Below are 15,532 nucleotides of genomic sequence, written 5' to 3'. Positions count from 1 at the left end.
GTAGTGGTGAGGTCTGGAGCCGATCTTACGCCGCGAACCTGATAAGAGAACTTCATTGAATTAATGGCTGTTATTGATGCGGTTAATGATCAGCGTTGATGTCGCATTCCAGAGAGGAATGCTGGGCATAAAATTAATGAATTTTTCTTATCTGATTTCTCGGCGTAGTTTCTTCTGAAACAGAAAGGAGTCTCGTCGTGCACCCAACATCAGCAGAAAAATTCGACACCTCCCGCGCCAGCGAATATGCCCGACAAAGCCGCATCGCCCTGGCCGGCTACGACGCCTGTCACGATCTGGCGGCCTGCATGTTGGCCGCCAGTCTCGGTTCGCGCCCGGCCAACATACTGGTGGTCGGCGCGGGCGGTACGGCACAGGAAATCATTGCGATGGCGGCGCTGGAACCGCAGTGGCGTTTCATCGCGGTCGATCCTTCCGCGCCGATGCTTGAAGCCGCCGTGCAGCATTTGGAGGCCAACGACTTGCTGCATCGGACGCAGGTTCATCTCGGGCATGTCGAGGACTTGCTGGCCGATGCGCAATTCGACGCGGCGACGTTGATCGGCGTGCTCCATCATCTGAACGGTGATGACCTCAAACGCCAGATCCTGCAATCGATTCAGGCGCGTCTCAAACCGGGTGCGCCGCTGATTGTCGCGGGCAACCATTACGCCTATGCCAGTCAGCCGTTATTGCTGGAAGCGTGGGGGCAGCGCTGGCGCCAGCAGGGTGCGAGCGCGGAGGAGGTGAAGGCCAAGCTGGGCAAGATTTTGCAAGGCGCCGATCCGCCGCATTCCGAGGCGGCGGTTCAGGCGCTGTTGCATGACGCCGGATTTGGCGAAGCGACGCGGTTCTTCAGCAGTTTGTTCTGGGGCGCGTGGCTGACGTGTAAAACGGACGCCTCTAAAAGTAGCGACTCGGCACTTCCCCCAACACTTGCTTGAACACCGTCGCAAACGCACTGGAGCTGCTGTATCCCAAGTCCATCGCGACTTGTGTGACCGACTGACCTTTGCCCAGCATGACAATCGCTGCCAGCAGACAGGCTTGTTGCCGCCATTCGATATAGCTGACCCCGGTGTGCAGGCGAAAATGGCGGGTAAAGGTGCGTCGGCTCATGCCCGCACGTTGCGCCATTTCGTCGATTCCGATTTCCAGCGAAGGCTGCTCCAGAAACGCGCGACACACCGTCGCCAGCCGTGGCTCCGCCGGCAACGGCGCATTGAGCGAGAGCGCGGGCATGCTGGCGATTTCATGCAGCAGCAAGCCCATCAAATGGCCGTCATGGCCTTGGGTGGAATAGCGCGCGGGCACATCGATGGCTTTCATCAGCAGATGACGCAGCAACGGCGACACGTCCAGCACCTGGCATTGTTCCGATAGTCCGAGGCGCTGCGCCGCTTGCTGGCGGATATAGGTGTTGTGCAGTGTGACAGGCCCACGCATTTGCATGGCGTGGCGCAGTCGTGCGGGAACCCAGATGCCGCGCTGCGGCGGTACGACCCAGTTGCCGTCGTCGGTGAACACGGTGATGACGCCGCTGGCGGCATAGGCGAACTGGCCGCGCTGATGATCGTGCAGCGGGAACAGCGTCCCGTCCGCGTAATCAACGGCGGTGACGACGGCATCGCGTGGGGTGTTCTGGTAAGGATGGCGGCTCATTTCTCGCATGGCCCGATTCTAATGAAAGTTGGCCTGTGACTGAAAGCAGGCCAGGCCTATTGCCGGCATATTTCTCCGCGCCCGAGTACTTCCGCTCGGCACCGGGAAAGATTGACCATGCAAAAGAAACATCTGCTACTCGCCGTTCTGGTGACGGCGGTTTGGGGATTGAACTTCCCCGTGACCAAACTCGGCCTTGCCGCTATCGATCCGTTATTGCTGACCGCGCTGCGTTTCACGCTGGCCGCATTGCCCTGGGTGTTTTTCGTCGAGCGTCCACGCGTGGCGTTCCGCTGGCTGGCCGCCTACGGCTTGATCTTCGGCGTGGCGATGTGGGCGTTGATCAACCTCGGTATCGCCTGGGGCGTGCCTCCCGGAACGGCATCGTTGCTGATCCAGTTCAGTGCATTTTTCACCTTGGGCTGGGGCGTGGTTTTTTTCGGCGAACGTCTGGGGCGGTTGCAATGCCTTGGCACGTTGTTGGCCGCTGCCGGCCTGATGGGCATCGTACTGAGTCGCCCCGGCGACGCATCGACGGCAGGTTTGGCACTGGTCATTGGCAGCGCCCTGGCGTGGAGCATTGGCAACGTCGTGATCAAGGTCTCGAAGGTGCGTGAGATTTTCGCATTTGTGGTATGGGCGAGTTTGTTTCCCCCCATCCCGCTCATGCTGCTGACATGGCTGCTGCATGGCACCGCACCGTTCACTGCACTGGCGTCGCAGCTCAATGCGATGACGCTGTTTTCGCTCGCGTTTCAGGTCTATGCCGCGACGCACTTCAGTTACTGGGGATGGAACCTGCTGTTGCGCGAATACCCGATGTCGCGAGTGGCACCGTTGTCGCTGTTGATCCCCGTATTCGGAATCTTCAGCTCGATGGCGATCTTCGGTCAGTATCCCAGCCTCTTTGACTGGCTTTCGATCTCGCTGGTGTTACTGGCAATCCCTTTGGGATCAGGGCACGTGCACGCAATGTTGCTGCGCCTTCGGGTTCGCCAGCCACTGTGCCCTGGATAACCCGTAGCACTTGCACAGGGCAGGTGCCCCGGAAAGGTTCAATTCGGCGTCATATAAGTGCCCGGCGCCGATTTTCAACAGCGCTTTTTGCGAACGAAGGTTGGCGGGGCCGATGTGGAAATAGACGGTGTCGTAGACCTTGAAGGCATGTTCCAGCATCAATCGCTTCAACTCACGATTGGCATCGCCACCCCATTTCTCCCGCACCAGAAAGGTGTAGCCGATGGCGATACTCTCAGGTTGATCAGGCGGGATGTAGTAGCTGGACATTCCGACGATCTGCGCAGTTTCGATATCAATGACGGCGAGTGCTTTGCGGGTGGCCAACCGCGCGGCGAAGTACGCTTCAAACACTTGCCGTTCGTAGCGATCGCTGGCGGGGTGGCCGGTCCAGATGAGCGGGTCACTGGCCGCCAGAAACAGTGTTTCAAAATCACTGGCGATCAACGCCCTGAGCTTCAGCGTGCTTCCATAAAGAGCGGGTTGGCAGTCGAAGTCGCCTGCAGGCATGGTTTGCGTTCCTGGCCGAATTGGGAAGTGCGGCTAGTTTAGGGCGGGAACAGGTGATGGAAAGATCCAATTCGATGGGTATTCAAGGAGCCAACGGTCTGCGGATTTCGCAGGGTAAGTGGGTGCATCCCCTGAAGTGGTGTCGAAGTTGGTTGTGGAGCTGCTGTTTTGAAGGATGTGCGCGCATTTAGCGTTGGCCTGTGGGTCGATAGCGTTCATGGCTGAATGGATGATGTCGGCCAATGTCGGCCCTGCAATGATCCTGTAAACATAGAGGGTTCGGAACGTCAGCCGGCAGCAGGGATGGCAGCCTGCTACGCTCAAGTGACCTTGCTAAGGGGGACTGCTTTTTCACACAAAATTCGGACTTGGGTTGATGGCCAGGAGGCGTTCAGTGAAAGTTAATAACCTCTTTATTATAAGTGTCGAAGCGGATGCACAAATAAAAGGCAGTGCTCGAGGGTTTCTGTACAAGTACATGCTCAACAACAATGCGGAGAATATATTCGTTTACGAATTCAACGCTGAGACAGCCATCGCCACGCTTCAAACTTCGGCTAAAAAAGAAGACGGAGGCGGCTGGGTATTGATATCGAGTCCTGCGCCAGAGAGCAACGATGAAGAAGCCGAGAGTGATGAGTACATCAACCCGTTCACCACGTTCGCAAAAGAAAATCTAACCGGCGTGAATGAAAACCAGGCAGCCTCCGCGAAGCAGTACAGGCTGTCTCACCAAAATGGCGCAATCATCGCGTGTCATGCGTCCTCTATGGCGTTGTGTAACATCGAGCCAGAATTGTTCGCCCAGAATCTTATTGTTTGTACAAAAAAACCAGGGAATGAGGTAAATGGGATTTTCCCCGTGTTTGACAAGATTGTTTTTAATGCATGCAATGCCGCAAAAATATTTGAGAAAGCAGCGGAAGTGAAGCAAAACACCAATTTCTGGACGAGCGATAAGAAAAAAATAGGCAATGGCAAAAAAGCGCAAGAGATAAACGTTGCGCGCTTTAAACAAAATGGCGTAGATGAAACCGGTGAGTTGACCTTAAGTGCCCATCTACAAGAAATCGAATTGCGCCAAAACTTTTTTAATCCTGTATTCAGGTTCCTCAATATTTACGGACGCTATTTCAATAAGAACATCATCGTTGCCGGCTATGATCAAGCGTTAACGGCAGCGGACCTGAGTAAACAGTTAGTCGATAACGGCAAGTTGACGGCGCTTGAAAAGCTCAAAGTAAGCGGGCGAAAAATGCTTTTGGAAAATGCGTCGACGAAACCGCTAGGCTGGGTAGGAGGTAACGGGGTCGCCCCCAAGCATAAGTTTTTTTACAAATTCACCGCCGCCGAGGGCAATGTCAACAACGCTACGATCGTCCCCGTTGAATGGTCTGAATGGACGGATCAAAAAACGGGCTGAGCCTGGAGTCAATGCCCGCTTCTTTGCGAGGATTGGCCATCAATCTGCCAATGGCAGGTGATCTGTTCCCCTGTAGACAAGCCCGATCAGGTACGCCACTGCTCGACCAGCGGCACCAGCGCAATGATGATCATGATGCCCCCAGAAGCACGACTTGTAATCGACGCTGTTCATGAAACGGGTGGTGCAGGATCGGCTGTTGCCGTTGTAGCTGCGCATCTTGGACCGGTTGTCGCACGTGCGAGATACAAAGACTTCGCCGCACGAGTGTGCTCCTTGATGCTGAGAACTGGTTTCAGCTTTCGCTGGTTTCGACCGGCTCTGCGGCTTCAGCTTCCAATTTCGCCCGATCAGCCTTGCTGATGTATTTAGGCTTTTTCGGCGCCAGTTTGGCGCTGGCCTTTTTGGCCTTTTCCTTGAACAACTGCTTGAGTTTCTTTTGGCGATTCATGTGTTCTACCCGGTCTGCAAGTTTGAATATCGGTTAGCGAAGGGCGTAAACGTACGCATCAATGGACGAGCCACAAGATATGCACGTTGCCCTCGAAAAGGGGCGAATCCTGACGTAAGCCTCGGGCCAAGGCAATGCCAATTCCTCACATGGCGATAAAGTCACGCACAGCCTTGATGGTCGGCGCGGGGGCTTCTTCCATCAACCAATGTCCTGCCGCCGGAATCACCACCTCGGTGACATTGTCCGCAGCATTGCGCATGACGATCGCTTCGTTGTTGCCGAAGGACTTTTAACCGCCCACGGCCAGCACCGGCATGCTCAAGTGTTTCTGCAGGACCGGAGCGTTGTCGAGGGCGTCCTGACGAATGCTGCGGAACTGCGCGAACGCCGCGTGCATGGCGCCAGGGCGGGCATAAAGCCTGGCGTAATGCTGGCGGGTGCCTTCATCGACTTTGGCCGGGTTGCCGGCGAACTCGTTCCACGCACGTGCATGGTGGCACCTTCGACCTTGATGTCCTGAGTGTGGAAGGTCGGCGGGAAGGGGACGACCTCGGCAAAAGCCTGGACACTCAGGGTCAAAAGGGCGAGGGCGGCCAGTAGCGGGCGGTTATGGCGAAGTCTCCAGGCGTGGGGGCGATGGAGACAGCGTAGACGTATCGATCAGGGCCGGCGGAGTTTCATCCAGAAGCGAACGCCGCCTCGATAAACGCCCCCAGCGCCTGCTCTTCAAGAATCTCGATAGAGAAATGTCCGAAGCGTTTCGGCAGCCAGATGATGCGCGTTCCGGACGGCGATTGCAGGTTTTCGCGAGTCAGTGGTTGGCCGTTTTCGTCTTCCGGCTGAACACCGCTGGCGAGCAGTTCGTCGTAAGCCAACTCGATATTCGGGGTCGTGTAGCAATGGCGGTAAATCATGCCTTCGCCCACTGTATCCAACAGCTCCTTGAGATTCCCCGCCAGCGGCTGGACCAGCATGAAGCGTTCCTGACCGATCAATGCGACGGCATAGCGCACGTGCAGGCCCCCGCGATTCCAGATCTGCGTTGTGGAGATCCGCGCCTGCAGTATCTGCGCGTAGTAGGCACAAGCTTGTTCAAGGTCTTTGACCAGTACGTCGATGTGGCTGAACTTCAAGTCCATGAAATAGCTCCTGTCAGGCCGTGTTGATGGGCTGGGTGTAATCGACGACCGGCCAGCTGGAATAAACTAAGCTGATGTGTAACGTCAAGATGACACAGGAGCATCCCCCCATGAAGGCGCGCCGCATGATCAAGTCACGTAAGTTGATTGCAACGATTTCTTCCTTGGCCCTGGTCTTCAGTTCGGCGATGGCATTGGCTGATCCCGGTAATGGAAAGGGCCAGGGCCAGGGCCAGGGCAATGGCAAGGGTAATTCGCAGAATGTGCAGGGCCACGGCAACCAGAAAGGTAACAGCAACAAGGGCAACAACGCTGGCGGTGACTGGAATGATGGACCAAGCATCAATCGCGGCAATGTGCTCGGAATTGTCGGAGGCTATCGCGACTACTGGAGCCCGGGCCCCTCGCTGCCACCGGGCATTCAAAAGAATCTTGCACGCGGCAAGCCATTGCCGCCCGGTATCGCGAAAAAGCTCGATGGACGTCTGCTCGGTCATTTGCCGCATTACGATGGCTACGAATGGCAGCAGGCGGGCACGGACCTGATCCTCGTCGCGCTGGCAACCGGCCTGATTTATGAGGTGCTCAACGGGGCATTTGATTAAGCGTTATCGCGCCGCAGATGTCGCCGCTGGCCAAGGTTGAAGTGTGGCTGCATTGCTGCAAGGCACGCAGCAATGATCTGCAAATGGAGGGTCTTGTTCGTCCGCTCATCGGTTATCAGACTGGAATCAACTGACGTTGAAGCAGCTTCCAGATAAGGAGAGATGACGATGGTTTCTGTGATCCGGTTTGAGCAGTTTGGCAATCACGACGTACTGCAAATGCAGACAACCGACAAGCAAGCGCCGGGGCACGGTGAGGTTTGGCTTGAGCAAGAAGCGGTAGGGGTCAACTTTCTTGATGTGACCCAACGCAAAGGCGCGGTCGCGGTTGCGTTGCCTTCCGGCTTGGGACTGGAAGGCGCGGGGCGGGTGGCCGCAGTGGGCACAGGTGTCAGTAGCATCGTTGTGGGTGATCGCGTGGCTTACGCCACCGGGCCATTGGGGGCTTATGCCTCGGCGCGGCTTTTCCCGGCAGAGCGCCTGGTCAGAATTCCTGATGCCTTGTCTTGCGATGAGGCGGCGGCGGTGATGTTCAAGGGCATCACCGCGCAGTATTTATTGAAATCCACCTATCCCGTAGGGCCGGGCATCACCCTGTTGCTTTACGGGGTGGCGGGCGGTTTGGGGGCGATCATGGCGTCATGGGCAAGGCATCTGGGCGCGACGGTGATCGGTGTCGTGTCGAAGCAGGCCAGTGTCGAAAAGGCCCGGGCGTCGGGTTGTAACGAGGTGCTGGTGTTCGACGCCGAGACCCTGGCAGCGGACGTCGCACGACTCACCGATGGGCAGAAGGTCGATGTGGTGTATGACCCGATCGGGCGGGTGTCTTTTCAGGCGTCACTGGACAGCTTGCGCCCGCGTGGTTTGATGGTGTCGTTCGGCGCCTCATCCGGTGCGCCGGCAGCCGTGGAACTGGCGACACTCAACAGCAAGGGTTCGCTGTTTTTGACCCGTCCCTCACTGGCTGCGCACACTGCGACGGCTGCTGAGTATCAGGCGCGTGCGCAGGATGTTCTGGCCGCTGTCGCAGCCGGTATCATCCAGCCACATATCTGGGCGAGCTATCCATTGGCCGATGCCGCACTGGCGCATGCCGACCTGGAAACGGGCCGATCTTCTGGGGCGATCATTCTGAAACCATGAATCTTGATGTCTTGAGCAATCAACACGGCGATGAGATCGCTGCATTCCTGGCCGTCGCCTCGCAAGGTTCCTTTGTCGCGGCGGGTCGGCTGCTGCAACGCCATCCGACGATTATCTCCAAGCGCCTTGCCGCGATGGAGAAGCGTCTGGGCGTTCGCCTTGTCGAGCGCTCGACCCGTCAGGTCCGCATTACCGAGGCCGGCGCCCAATTGGAGCAGCGTCTGCGTTCGGCCGTCGAACTGATGAACGACGCCCAGCAGCAAGCGGCGCAGGGGGCCGGCGAACTTCGCGGCACGTTGCGTCTCGCATTGCCGGCCGCCATGGGCCGACTCTGGCTGGGGCCGATGTTGCCGGAGTTTCTCAAAGCTCATCCGCAAGTTTCGATTATTGCCGACTACAGCGAGGGGTTGGTCGACATCATCGAGCAGGGGTTTGACGCCGCCATTCGTATCGGCGAGCTGGAGGATAATCGGCTGATCGCGACGAAGCTCAGCAACCACCGGCGGATTCTGTGCGCCTCGCCAGCCTATCTCCAGATGCATGGCGTGCCTGCAACACCTGAGGATTTGCTTCAACACAACTGTCTGCGTTTCAGCGGGTTGGCGTCTTTTCCGCTGTGGCGCCTTCATCGTGGCCATGAGCTGCAAACCGTTAGCGTCAAAGGCAACCTGACGGCCAGCGACAGCGAGTCGCTGCTGGCCGCTGCCCGGGCGGATGCCGGCGTCTTGGGCGCGGGCGACTGGTTGATGAGTCGCGATATCGCCGCCGGAAAGCTGATTCATGTCCTGCCTGACTGGCAACTGGATAGCGCGGGAGGTGTGTATCTGGTCAGACCCTCGGCGCGGTTTCCGACGGCGGTGGTCGTCGCGTTCAAGCAATGGCTCGAAGCGATGTTCGCGCCCGCGCCACCGTGGGCTTTTTGATCGCTGGCAGTGGTCTGCGGATGGCGCGAGTGACAGCAGATTTGCCTGCAACACCGCGCGCCATCCACCTCGATCAAACGATTTTCAAAGCACTCAGCACGATCAGCGATTGCTCGGCAAAAGCCTGGGCCTGTTCTGTCAGTGCGGCGATGTTGGCTTCGGCGGTGGTCAGCGTTTTGCCGTCCTTGACCAGCACTTCGTTTTGTTCGGCAATGACGCTCCACGCCAGTTGTGCCCACTCTGCCGGGTGCTGTTTGCCCTGGCGGATTGCAATCAGGAACAGTTGCTGGAAGCGGCTGACCGTGACGCCACCCCCGGTGACCGGGCTGCTCAGCACTTGAATGTCGGCGTTGAACAGCGCGCGCTTGCACAGTTGCAGGTTGAACGCAGCGCAGCGTTCGTACACCCGCGCCTCGGCGGCTTCGCTCTGGCACGGGGCTACCGCGCCCATGCTGACCAGGATGGCGATGGCCTGTTCCAGATCGTCGTAGGCCATTGGCGACACCGCATCGAGCAGCTGCTGCATCGTTTTGGCTTCATACATCTGGTCCGCGAGGGCATTGAGGAGCGGGCGGTAAATTTCCGCTTGCAGCGTCGCTGCGCCAGCGGGGCCGGTGACGCTGGAGGCTACGTTTTCTGTCGGCTGCATCAGCACAAATCGCGTATTGAGCATGCGCGAGCGGCGCTCGGTCGCGCTGAGTCGGTTGGCACCGCGCACGTACAGGTCGCGACGGAAAGCCTGGTTGACGAAGTAGTCACGCGCCTGCTCGCGCATCACCGGGTGTTCGATACCGTCGAGAAAGGCCAAGCCTTCGGCGCTCAGGTTGAGTGCGTCAACCGAATCCATCGGCACCGCCGTCGTGACGTAATCGAGCTTGGCCGGGGCCAGTGCATCAACCATGTCGGCGAAATACATGCAGTTCCAGTCGCGATTGAAATATTCATGGGCGACGTACTGACGGTCCTGGCCTTTGATGGTTTGCAGCCTGGCCCCCAAGTGCGGCGCGGCAATGGCGTATTTGGGGTTGGCCGCCAGCAGCGCTTCGGAAAACTGCAACGCGGCATCGATGCGCTGATCCGCTCGCGTCGAGTGACTGGCAAAGCGGTCGTGCAGGCTGAACAATTGGCGCAACGGCGCAGCAGGCGACCAGCCCGGGAATGCGTTGTAGCTGACGTAGAGATGACCACCCGGTTTGAGGTGGCGTCGGGCGAATTCGACAATCAGCTTCTGGTTGTCACGGCTGACCCAGGTCCAGATGCCATGCAGGCTGATGCTGTCGAATTGCGGCAAATCATGGCGCGCCAGCAGTTGCTCGAAGCTGTCGTCGTACAGCCGCGCACCGTTATTGCCAAGCGCCGCGAGTTCAATCGCATGGGCCGCCTGACCGGGGTGGAAGTCCGTACCGACGAAGCCGGCCGGGTTGGCCGTGGCGTGAATATTGATTGACACACCCTGACCAAAACCGAGTTCGCAGTGATAACCGTCGGGGTTGTCCAGACCGGCAAAGCCGCGCAACAACAGGCAGTAACGCTGGAATACCGGATTGATTTCCCGGCTATAGCTGTAGGTGTAGCCTTCGTCCGTGAAATAACCTTCGTTCCAGGCGTTGCTCATGGGTGCAGCCTCTTGAATCGTCATTGAAAGTGGCTTTATACGTGATGGACTCGCGCCATTAAAACCTCTCGGTGTCCACCAGGATGTTGTCGGCAGGATCGAACCATTCGATAGGGTCCATGTGGATATTTCGCAGGGCCACGGTTTGCCGGTGAGATACGTACAGCGGCTCGGCCCAATAATTGATCAGCATCGAGCGTCGGCGCGCGCCCGAAAGATTCCGGCTGCCGGCATGCAGCAGGTCGACATCGAACACCAGAATGTCGCCCGCACGGCCCGTGAGCTGGACGGATCGCGTCTCATCATGGACGTCAGCGGGCGGTGCTCCGGACACGGCAGCGAATGGCGCCAGTCCTGACCCCGGGGCACGGGCCAGCGATCCGACGGCAGTACACCCGCATCAAACGCCTGGCGCAGGTCGTCCAGCCACTCGGCGGGTATGGCGCGACGGAGCAGGGCAAAACCCTGCTGATGAAGCTGTTCACGGTTATTCATGATCGGACGTGTTCGCTCCTCACAAACGCACGCCCATCTCCAGGGCGCGGGTCTCGAAGCCAAACTCGGCATACATGCGCACCGCACGCTCGTTGAACGGCCAGACCGTCAGGCGCAAGTCTTGAGCATTTTGCTCGATAGCCCAGTCTTTCACCCGTTGAATCAGCGTGCGGCCAATGCCTTTGCCCCAAAACGGCTCGGCCACACAGACTGACCCGATGCGAACCACGTTCTGCGGCTGCATCAGCGGGCCGGAACTGGCGGACAGGGTGGCCGTAATGAACGCCACGGGGCGCTCAGCGGCGCTGGCGATATAGACGATCTGGCCAGGCTTTTCGAATACCCCGGCCCAGTGCGGCAAGTCGCGGGCAAAATCTTCGGTCGCGGCGGCGTAGATATCGGGGCGGGCGGCGTGGTGTACCGAGTTGAGCAATTGGCCCAGCTCGCTCATTGCCAGCGCATCGGCGGCAGTGGCTGTGCGGTAGGTGATGATTTCTTCCATGATAAAAATTGCTCCTTGGGTGTGTTTATAAGTTCGCATCCTGCGGTAAACGGCGAAATAAAGCATCCGGGATCCTGCTGCATTTCAACGAAGCAGGGTGCACCTGGGTCGCTTTTTCAGGCCAATCTGTGCATTGAATGTTTCGGCGTTAAACGAATAATCGAGTGCTCGAATCTTTTGGAGTTGGGCACTGTATGGAAGCGTTACGCATTCAATCTGGCGACATTTATCGTTCATGGACGGCAGCCTCGGAGCGTCGCCCATGAGCCTGCATACCCGCACCAAACGCCTGACTGTACCGCAATTGGTGGCCATGAAAGGCCAACAGAAAATCGTCTCGCTCACGGCCTATTCCAGCGCGATTGCCAAACTGATCGACCCCATCGTCGACTTCATTCTGGTCGGTGACTCCACGGCCATGGTCGGTTACGGCCGCCCCTCGACACTGAGCATGCAGCTCGAAGAAATCATCGGTCACACGCGTGCGGTGGTCGATAGCACGCGCCTGGCCTGTGTGGTGGCCGACATGCCGTTCGGCAGTTATCAGGAATCCCATGAACAGGCCTTTCGCAATTGCGCTCAGGTGTTGGCGCGCACCGGTTGTGATGCGGTGAAGCTGGAAGCCAACAAGGCCTTGGCGCCGACGGTCGAGTTTCTGGTGGCGCGCGGGATTCCGGTCATGGCCCATGTCGGGTTGATGCCGCAGTTCGTCAATGTCATGGGCGGTTTCAAGGCCCAGGGCCTGACGGCCGAAACCGCTGCGGTGATTGCCGAAGACGCCCGCGCCAATCTCGACGCGGGCACCTTCAGCCTGTTGCTCGAAGGTGTGGCGGAGGGCGTGGCGCGGCAGATTACGCTGGAGTCGAAAATGCCCACCATCGGCATCGGCGCTTCACCGGCCTGCGACGGGCAGGTGCTGGTCACCGAAGATGTACTCGGCCTGGGCGGTGAACATCTGCCGCGCTTCGTCAAACGTTACGCCGATGTCGGTGCGGTGATCAGCGAGGCTTGTGCGCAGTTTGCTGACGATGTGCGCCACGGCCGGTTTCCTGAAGCGCGGCATTGCTATGGACTGTAGACGCGGTTTTCTTCAGTGATCGACTGCGCCAGTCGTTGCACCGCGTGGGCAATGTTCTTGTCCCAATCGAGGCTGTAGCTCAGGCGCAGGTGCTGGTTCCAGGTGCCTTGCTGGCTGAAGATTTCGCCGGGGGCGATGACGATCCGCTCGGCCAGCAGGCGCTCGAACACCCGTTGCATGTTGATCGGCCGCACAGCCTTGAGCCAGAAACTCGCACCGCCTTGCGGGGCGAGCACCTGCCAGTGGTCGCTACCGTGCACTTCCAGCAAGGTCTGCAGCTGTTGCATGCGCTTGACCAACAGTGCGCGCAGCATAGTCAGGTGCTGGTCAATACGCCTGGAGTTGTAGAGTCTGGCAATCGCTTTCTGCCGCATCGGCGAGAGGCGAAATCCGCGCTGCATAAACAGTCGATGAAACTGCGCGGCCTGCTGGCGACACAGCACGTAGCCGTACGGCGCTTCGCCGCCAATAATCTTGTCGAATGTCGAGAACACCAGCAGCTTGTCCGGATCGGCAAAGTCCCGATAACGCGTAGCTGACTGGGAGAAACTCAACTCGCCCCACGTGTCGTTTTCGAACAGCCAGATCGCCCGCTCGGCCAGCCAGCGACAGATCTGCTGTTTATCCTGCGCGGGCATCAACTGGCCTTGAGGAATATTCACCGTGGAGGAGAGCACCGCCAAGCGTATCGGTTCGCGCGTGAGTAACGCCTTCAATGCAGGCAGGTTGAAGCGGCCGTCATCGCCGAAGGGCATTTCGACAACGCGGATATTGGCCGCCTGCAACTGGCGCAGAATCGCCCACGAGCAGGGCGATTCCACCAGCGCCACGCTGCCGCCGAGGTTCAAGGCGCCGAGCGATAATTCCAGTACGCTGCGCAGGTCCGCGCCGATATACACCTGCTCGGCCTGCCAGTGGTTGTGAGTGGAACGGGTGTAGCGTTCAGCCAGGGCCGCGCGCAATTCCGGCTCGCCGAGGGGCTGATAGAGCGGCGCGTGCGAGCGCGGGTATTGGCGGGTCAGTTCGCGCTCCATCGTCAACAATGGGCCTTGCAGCGACAGCAGCATCGCCGGCGCATCGCTGCTCAGGGCCAGCATGCCGGGCTGACGGGCGCTGGCGAAGACGTGATCCAGAAGATTGCCAGAGTTGGCCGTCACAGGTGCCGACGATATTGACCGGGTGAAATAGCCGAACCTGGCTTTGGCGTGGATTCTGCCTTCGTCCTCGAGCAGTGCGTAGGCGTATTTGGTCGTCGATACTGAAACGCCGAGGCGCAATGCCAGTTGTCGCAGTGACGGCAATTTTTGCTCACCCATGCCACTGGCGGCCTCGATCAATCCGACGAGGTAGTGGTAGACCTCCTGATAGGCGAACGCGGTGTCCTTGGGGGGCGTCAATGCTGTTCTCCTTGATTGTCAGCTTAGGGAGCAAACGGAAGACTGCGCTAAAGCAGTCAACTGTCCGTCTGCGCTGCCGCCCAGTGCTTCATCTCTTCAGCAATGAAGTGATTGACCAGGTCGCTGTACATTTTCTCAATGGCATCTGCATTCAAACCTTCGTTTTCGGCCCAGTCGCGACGGGTTGCCAACATCGCCTGAAAACGCTCCTGTGCCCGCACTGAGGCCGCCGAGGTCTTGAACTTCGAGGCAGCGAGTACGTACTGAAAGCGCTTGCCCAGCAGTTTGATCACCGCTTGATCGAGTCGGTCGATTTCACTTCGAATATCTTGCATGTCCGCACAGTCGGCGGGTTGTAACGTGTTGATGACGTCCATGTGCGTCTGTGCCTCTCGAATTGTTGTTGATCGTGCGGCGGGTTTTCAGCGGGTAAGCGCAGCGTTTTTTGTCACTTTGCCGGAGTTCTGAAAAAAACGCTCTGGGCGGCACGGTGCAAGGGCCGCAGATGACTGGCGATCCAGCAGCTCTTCACTGGCGAGGCGCCCGACGATTGCCGCCAGCGTCACACCGGGATGCATCGCGCAAACGTAAACTCCGCCGACACCGGGCAGGTAACCGACAACGGGGATGCCGTCAGCGGGCATGGGCCGGAACCCGACGACGACGGTTTGCGGCTCGATGGAAACCACTCTGTGAAGTTCATTTTGTATGGTTTCGGCGGTTCGCCAGGCAAGGTTTGTCGGCGAGTTGCCCGGCGCCTCGCCCAGATAATCTTCAGCGGCCAGCAACGTGCCGTCGGCACTTTGTCGAATTTCCATTTCGGGGCTGGAGATGATGCCTTTGACGAGGCCCGGTTGGGTCTTGTAGCGGATGAAAATGGCGGGGGAGGCGTCGATGGGCAGGGAGACGTTGAGCATCTGCGTTAACTGTTGGGTGCCGGTCCCCGCAGCAAGCACGACAAGGTCGGCATCGATCGTGCCCGCTGTGGTTTCAACGCCGGTGACATCGGCGTTGCAGGTTGTGAAACCGGTCACTCGGGTTTGCGTGAGCAATTGCACGCCCAGCGCCCGGGCGCCGGCAATCAGGGCGTGGGTGGTTTGCACGGCGTCGAGTGCGCCTTCTTCCGCGCGATACAACGCGCAGGGTGGGGGATTTTTCAGGTTGGGCTCGCGGGCAAGCACCTCGGCCGACGATAACAATGTCGCCGACGCCGGATACTCTGCTGATTCGTTGTACGACAAAGCCCCGGTCCAGCGAATCTGCAAATCCGGCAGCTCGGTTTCGAGTCGTCGGTATGCTTCTATGGCCATACCGCGCAACTGCGCAATCGGATCAGCGCCGGCGTGCGAGGCATTGATCCAGGCGAAAGAGTTTGCCGTGACGCCGCTCGCGATCTCGTCAGCCTCGATCAGCGTGACGTGCGCTCCTTTGCCAGACAGGTGATACGCGAGGGAGGCGCCGACGATGCCCGCACCGACCACCACAATTCGCCCACGTGCTTTATGATCCATTTCAACATTCCCTGTTGTCGATCGGCTGATCCTGCAGCAGGGAGACGCGGCGAGCAAC

Annotated in this window: 16 protein-coding genes and 2 pseudogenes; 7 read left to right on the top strand and 11 right to left on the bottom strand. The window is 58.7% G+C overall.

What is annotated here, in order from left to right:
• Positions 1–197 precede the first annotated feature (197 nt).
• A complete protein-coding gene (locus ACM6JQ_RS09415; RefSeq protein WP_414893634.1) occupies positions 198–944 on the top strand; it encodes a class I SAM-dependent methyltransferase in 747 nt (248 codons plus the stop codon).
• Here the strand turns inward: ACM6JQ_RS09415 and ACM6JQ_RS09410 are convergent.
• Complete coding sequence (locus tag ACM6JQ_RS09410; RefSeq protein WP_095111927.1) at positions 904–1,671, bottom strand: AraC family transcriptional regulator; 768 nt, start codon at positions 1,669–1,671, stop codon at positions 904–906. The two genes, ACM6JQ_RS09415 and ACM6JQ_RS09410, sit on opposite strands and share 41 nt — an antisense overlap.
• 108 nt (positions 1,672–1,779) lie before the next feature.
• On the opposite strand from ACM6JQ_RS09410, the gene ACM6JQ_RS09405 reads away from it, so the two are divergent.
• Positions 1,780–2,679 carry an EamA family transporter gene (locus tag ACM6JQ_RS09405; RefSeq protein ID WP_414893633.1) on the top strand — a complete coding sequence of 300 codons (900 nt, stop codon included), beginning with the start codon at positions 1,780–1,782 and terminating at the stop codon, positions 2,677–2,679.
• On the opposite strand, the gene ACM6JQ_RS09400 is transcribed toward ACM6JQ_RS09405, so the two are convergent.
• A complete protein-coding gene (locus ACM6JQ_RS09400; RefSeq protein ID WP_256588335.1) occupies positions 2,617–3,189 on the bottom strand; it encodes a GNAT family N-acetyltransferase in 573 nt (190 codons plus the stop codon). The two genes, ACM6JQ_RS09405 and ACM6JQ_RS09400, sit on opposite strands and share 63 nt — an antisense overlap.
• 394 nt (positions 3,190–3,583) lie before the next feature.
• On the opposite strand from ACM6JQ_RS09400, the gene ACM6JQ_RS09395 reads away from it, so the two are divergent.
• Positions 3,584–4,612: a hypothetical protein gene (locus ACM6JQ_RS09395; RefSeq protein ID WP_414893632.1), complete on the top strand. Its 1,029-nt coding sequence runs from the start codon at positions 3,584–3,586 to the stop codon at positions 4,610–4,612.
• A 295-nt stretch (positions 4,613–4,907) separates the two neighbouring features.
• Here ACM6JQ_RS09395 and ACM6JQ_RS09390 read toward each other — a convergent pair whose 3' ends face one another.
• The 3 genes and pseudogenes from ACM6JQ_RS09390 to ACM6JQ_RS09380 all read right to left on the bottom strand — a co-directional run bounded on the left by ACM6JQ_RS09390 (position 4,908) and on the right by ACM6JQ_RS09380 (position 6,205).
• Positions 4,908–5,063 carry a DUF2986 domain-containing protein gene (locus tag ACM6JQ_RS09390; RefSeq protein WP_077572520.1) on the bottom strand — a complete coding sequence of 52 codons (156 nt, stop codon included), beginning with the start codon at positions 5,061–5,063 and terminating at the stop codon, positions 4,908–4,910.
• A 145-nt stretch (positions 5,064–5,208) separates the two neighbouring features.
• Positions 5,209–5,553 (bottom strand): annotated as a pseudogene (locus ACM6JQ_RS09385) (alpha/beta fold hydrolase); the annotation flags it as partial.
• A gap of 190 nt (positions 5,554–5,743) precedes the next feature.
• A complete protein-coding gene (locus ACM6JQ_RS09380) occupies positions 5,744–6,205 on the bottom strand; it encodes a VOC family protein (RefSeq protein WP_095111930.1) in 462 nt (153 codons plus the stop codon).
• Positions 6,206–6,330: 125 nt separating this feature from the next.
• On the opposite strand from ACM6JQ_RS09380, the gene ACM6JQ_RS09375 reads away from it, so the two are divergent.
• From ACM6JQ_RS09375 to ACM6JQ_RS09365, 3 genes are all read left to right on the top strand, one after another.
• Entirely contained in the window at positions 6,331–6,810 is a 480-nt protein-coding gene (locus ACM6JQ_RS09375; RefSeq protein WP_414893877.1) for an anti-virulence regulator CigR family protein, read from the top strand.
• Positions 6,811–6,978: 168 nt separating this feature from the next.
• Positions 6,979–7,953 (top strand): quinone oxidoreductase family protein, encoded by a 975-nt coding sequence (locus tag ACM6JQ_RS09370; protein WP_414893631.1) that lies wholly within the window; start codon positions 6,979–6,981, stop codon positions 7,951–7,953.
• Entirely contained in the window at positions 7,950–8,876 is a 927-nt protein-coding gene (locus ACM6JQ_RS09365) for a LysR family transcriptional regulator (protein WP_414893630.1), read from the top strand. Before ACM6JQ_RS09370 ends, ACM6JQ_RS09365 begins: the two co-directional genes overlap by 4 nt.
• A 73-nt stretch (positions 8,877–8,949) precedes the next feature.
• Here the strand turns inward: ACM6JQ_RS09365 and ACM6JQ_RS09360 are convergent, their stop codons facing one another.
• From ACM6JQ_RS09360 to ACM6JQ_RS09350, 3 genes and pseudogenes are all read right to left on the bottom strand, one after another.
• The gene (locus ACM6JQ_RS09360) at positions 8,950–10,491 is read right to left on the bottom strand and encodes a class I SAM-dependent methyltransferase (RefSeq protein WP_007916114.1); all 1,542 of its coding nucleotides are present in this window, start codon (positions 10,489–10,491) and stop codon (positions 8,950–8,952) included.
• Between the two features lie 58 nt (positions 10,492–10,549).
• Positions 10,550–10,986: pseudogene (locus tag ACM6JQ_RS09355) on the bottom strand (phytanoyl-CoA dioxygenase family protein).
• Positions 10,987–11,005: 19 nt separating this feature from the next.
• Positions 11,006–11,488: a GNAT family N-acetyltransferase gene (locus ACM6JQ_RS09350; RefSeq protein WP_414893629.1), complete on the bottom strand. Its 483-nt coding sequence runs from the start codon at positions 11,486–11,488 to the stop codon at positions 11,006–11,008.
• A gap of 262 nt (positions 11,489–11,750) precedes the next feature.
• Here ACM6JQ_RS09350 and panB point away from each other — a divergent pair, with 262 nt between their 5' ends.
• Positions 11,751–12,566, top strand: coding sequence for a 3-methyl-2-oxobutanoate hydroxymethyltransferase (gene panB, locus ACM6JQ_RS09345; protein ID WP_095111933.1), 816 nt, complete (start codon positions 11,751–11,753; stop codon positions 12,564–12,566).
• On the opposite strand, the gene ACM6JQ_RS09340 is transcribed toward panB, so the two are convergent.
• The 3 genes from ACM6JQ_RS09340 to ACM6JQ_RS09330 are packed head-to-tail and all read right to left on the bottom strand — an operon-like array spanning position 12,554 to position 15,474.
• Positions 12,554–13,963: a PLP-dependent aminotransferase family protein gene (locus tag ACM6JQ_RS09340; protein WP_414893628.1), complete on the bottom strand. Its 1,410-nt coding sequence runs from the start codon at positions 13,961–13,963 to the stop codon at positions 12,554–12,556. The genes panB and ACM6JQ_RS09340 overlap by 13 nt on opposite strands.
• A 56-nt stretch (positions 13,964–14,019) precedes the next feature.
• Positions 14,020–14,340 (bottom strand): isochorismate lyase, encoded by a 321-nt coding sequence (locus ACM6JQ_RS09335; RefSeq protein WP_007916125.1) that lies wholly within the window; start codon positions 14,338–14,340, stop codon positions 14,020–14,022.
• Positions 14,341–14,385: 45 nt separating this feature from the next.
• On the bottom strand, positions 14,386–15,474 hold the full coding sequence (locus tag ACM6JQ_RS09330; RefSeq protein ID WP_414893627.1) for an NAD(P)/FAD-dependent oxidoreductase: 1,089 nt from the start codon (positions 15,472–15,474) through the stop codon (positions 14,386–14,388).
• Positions 15,475–15,532: the final 58 nt, after the last annotated feature.

It is taken from the genome of Pseudomonas sp. IT-232MI5 (genome assembly GCF_949767845.1).
Lineage (GTDB): Bacteria > Pseudomonadota > Gammaproteobacteria > Pseudomonadales > Pseudomonadaceae > Aquipseudomonas.
Note: the sequence above shows the minus strand (reverse complement) of the source record. Positions and strands in the feature narration are given on the sequence as shown.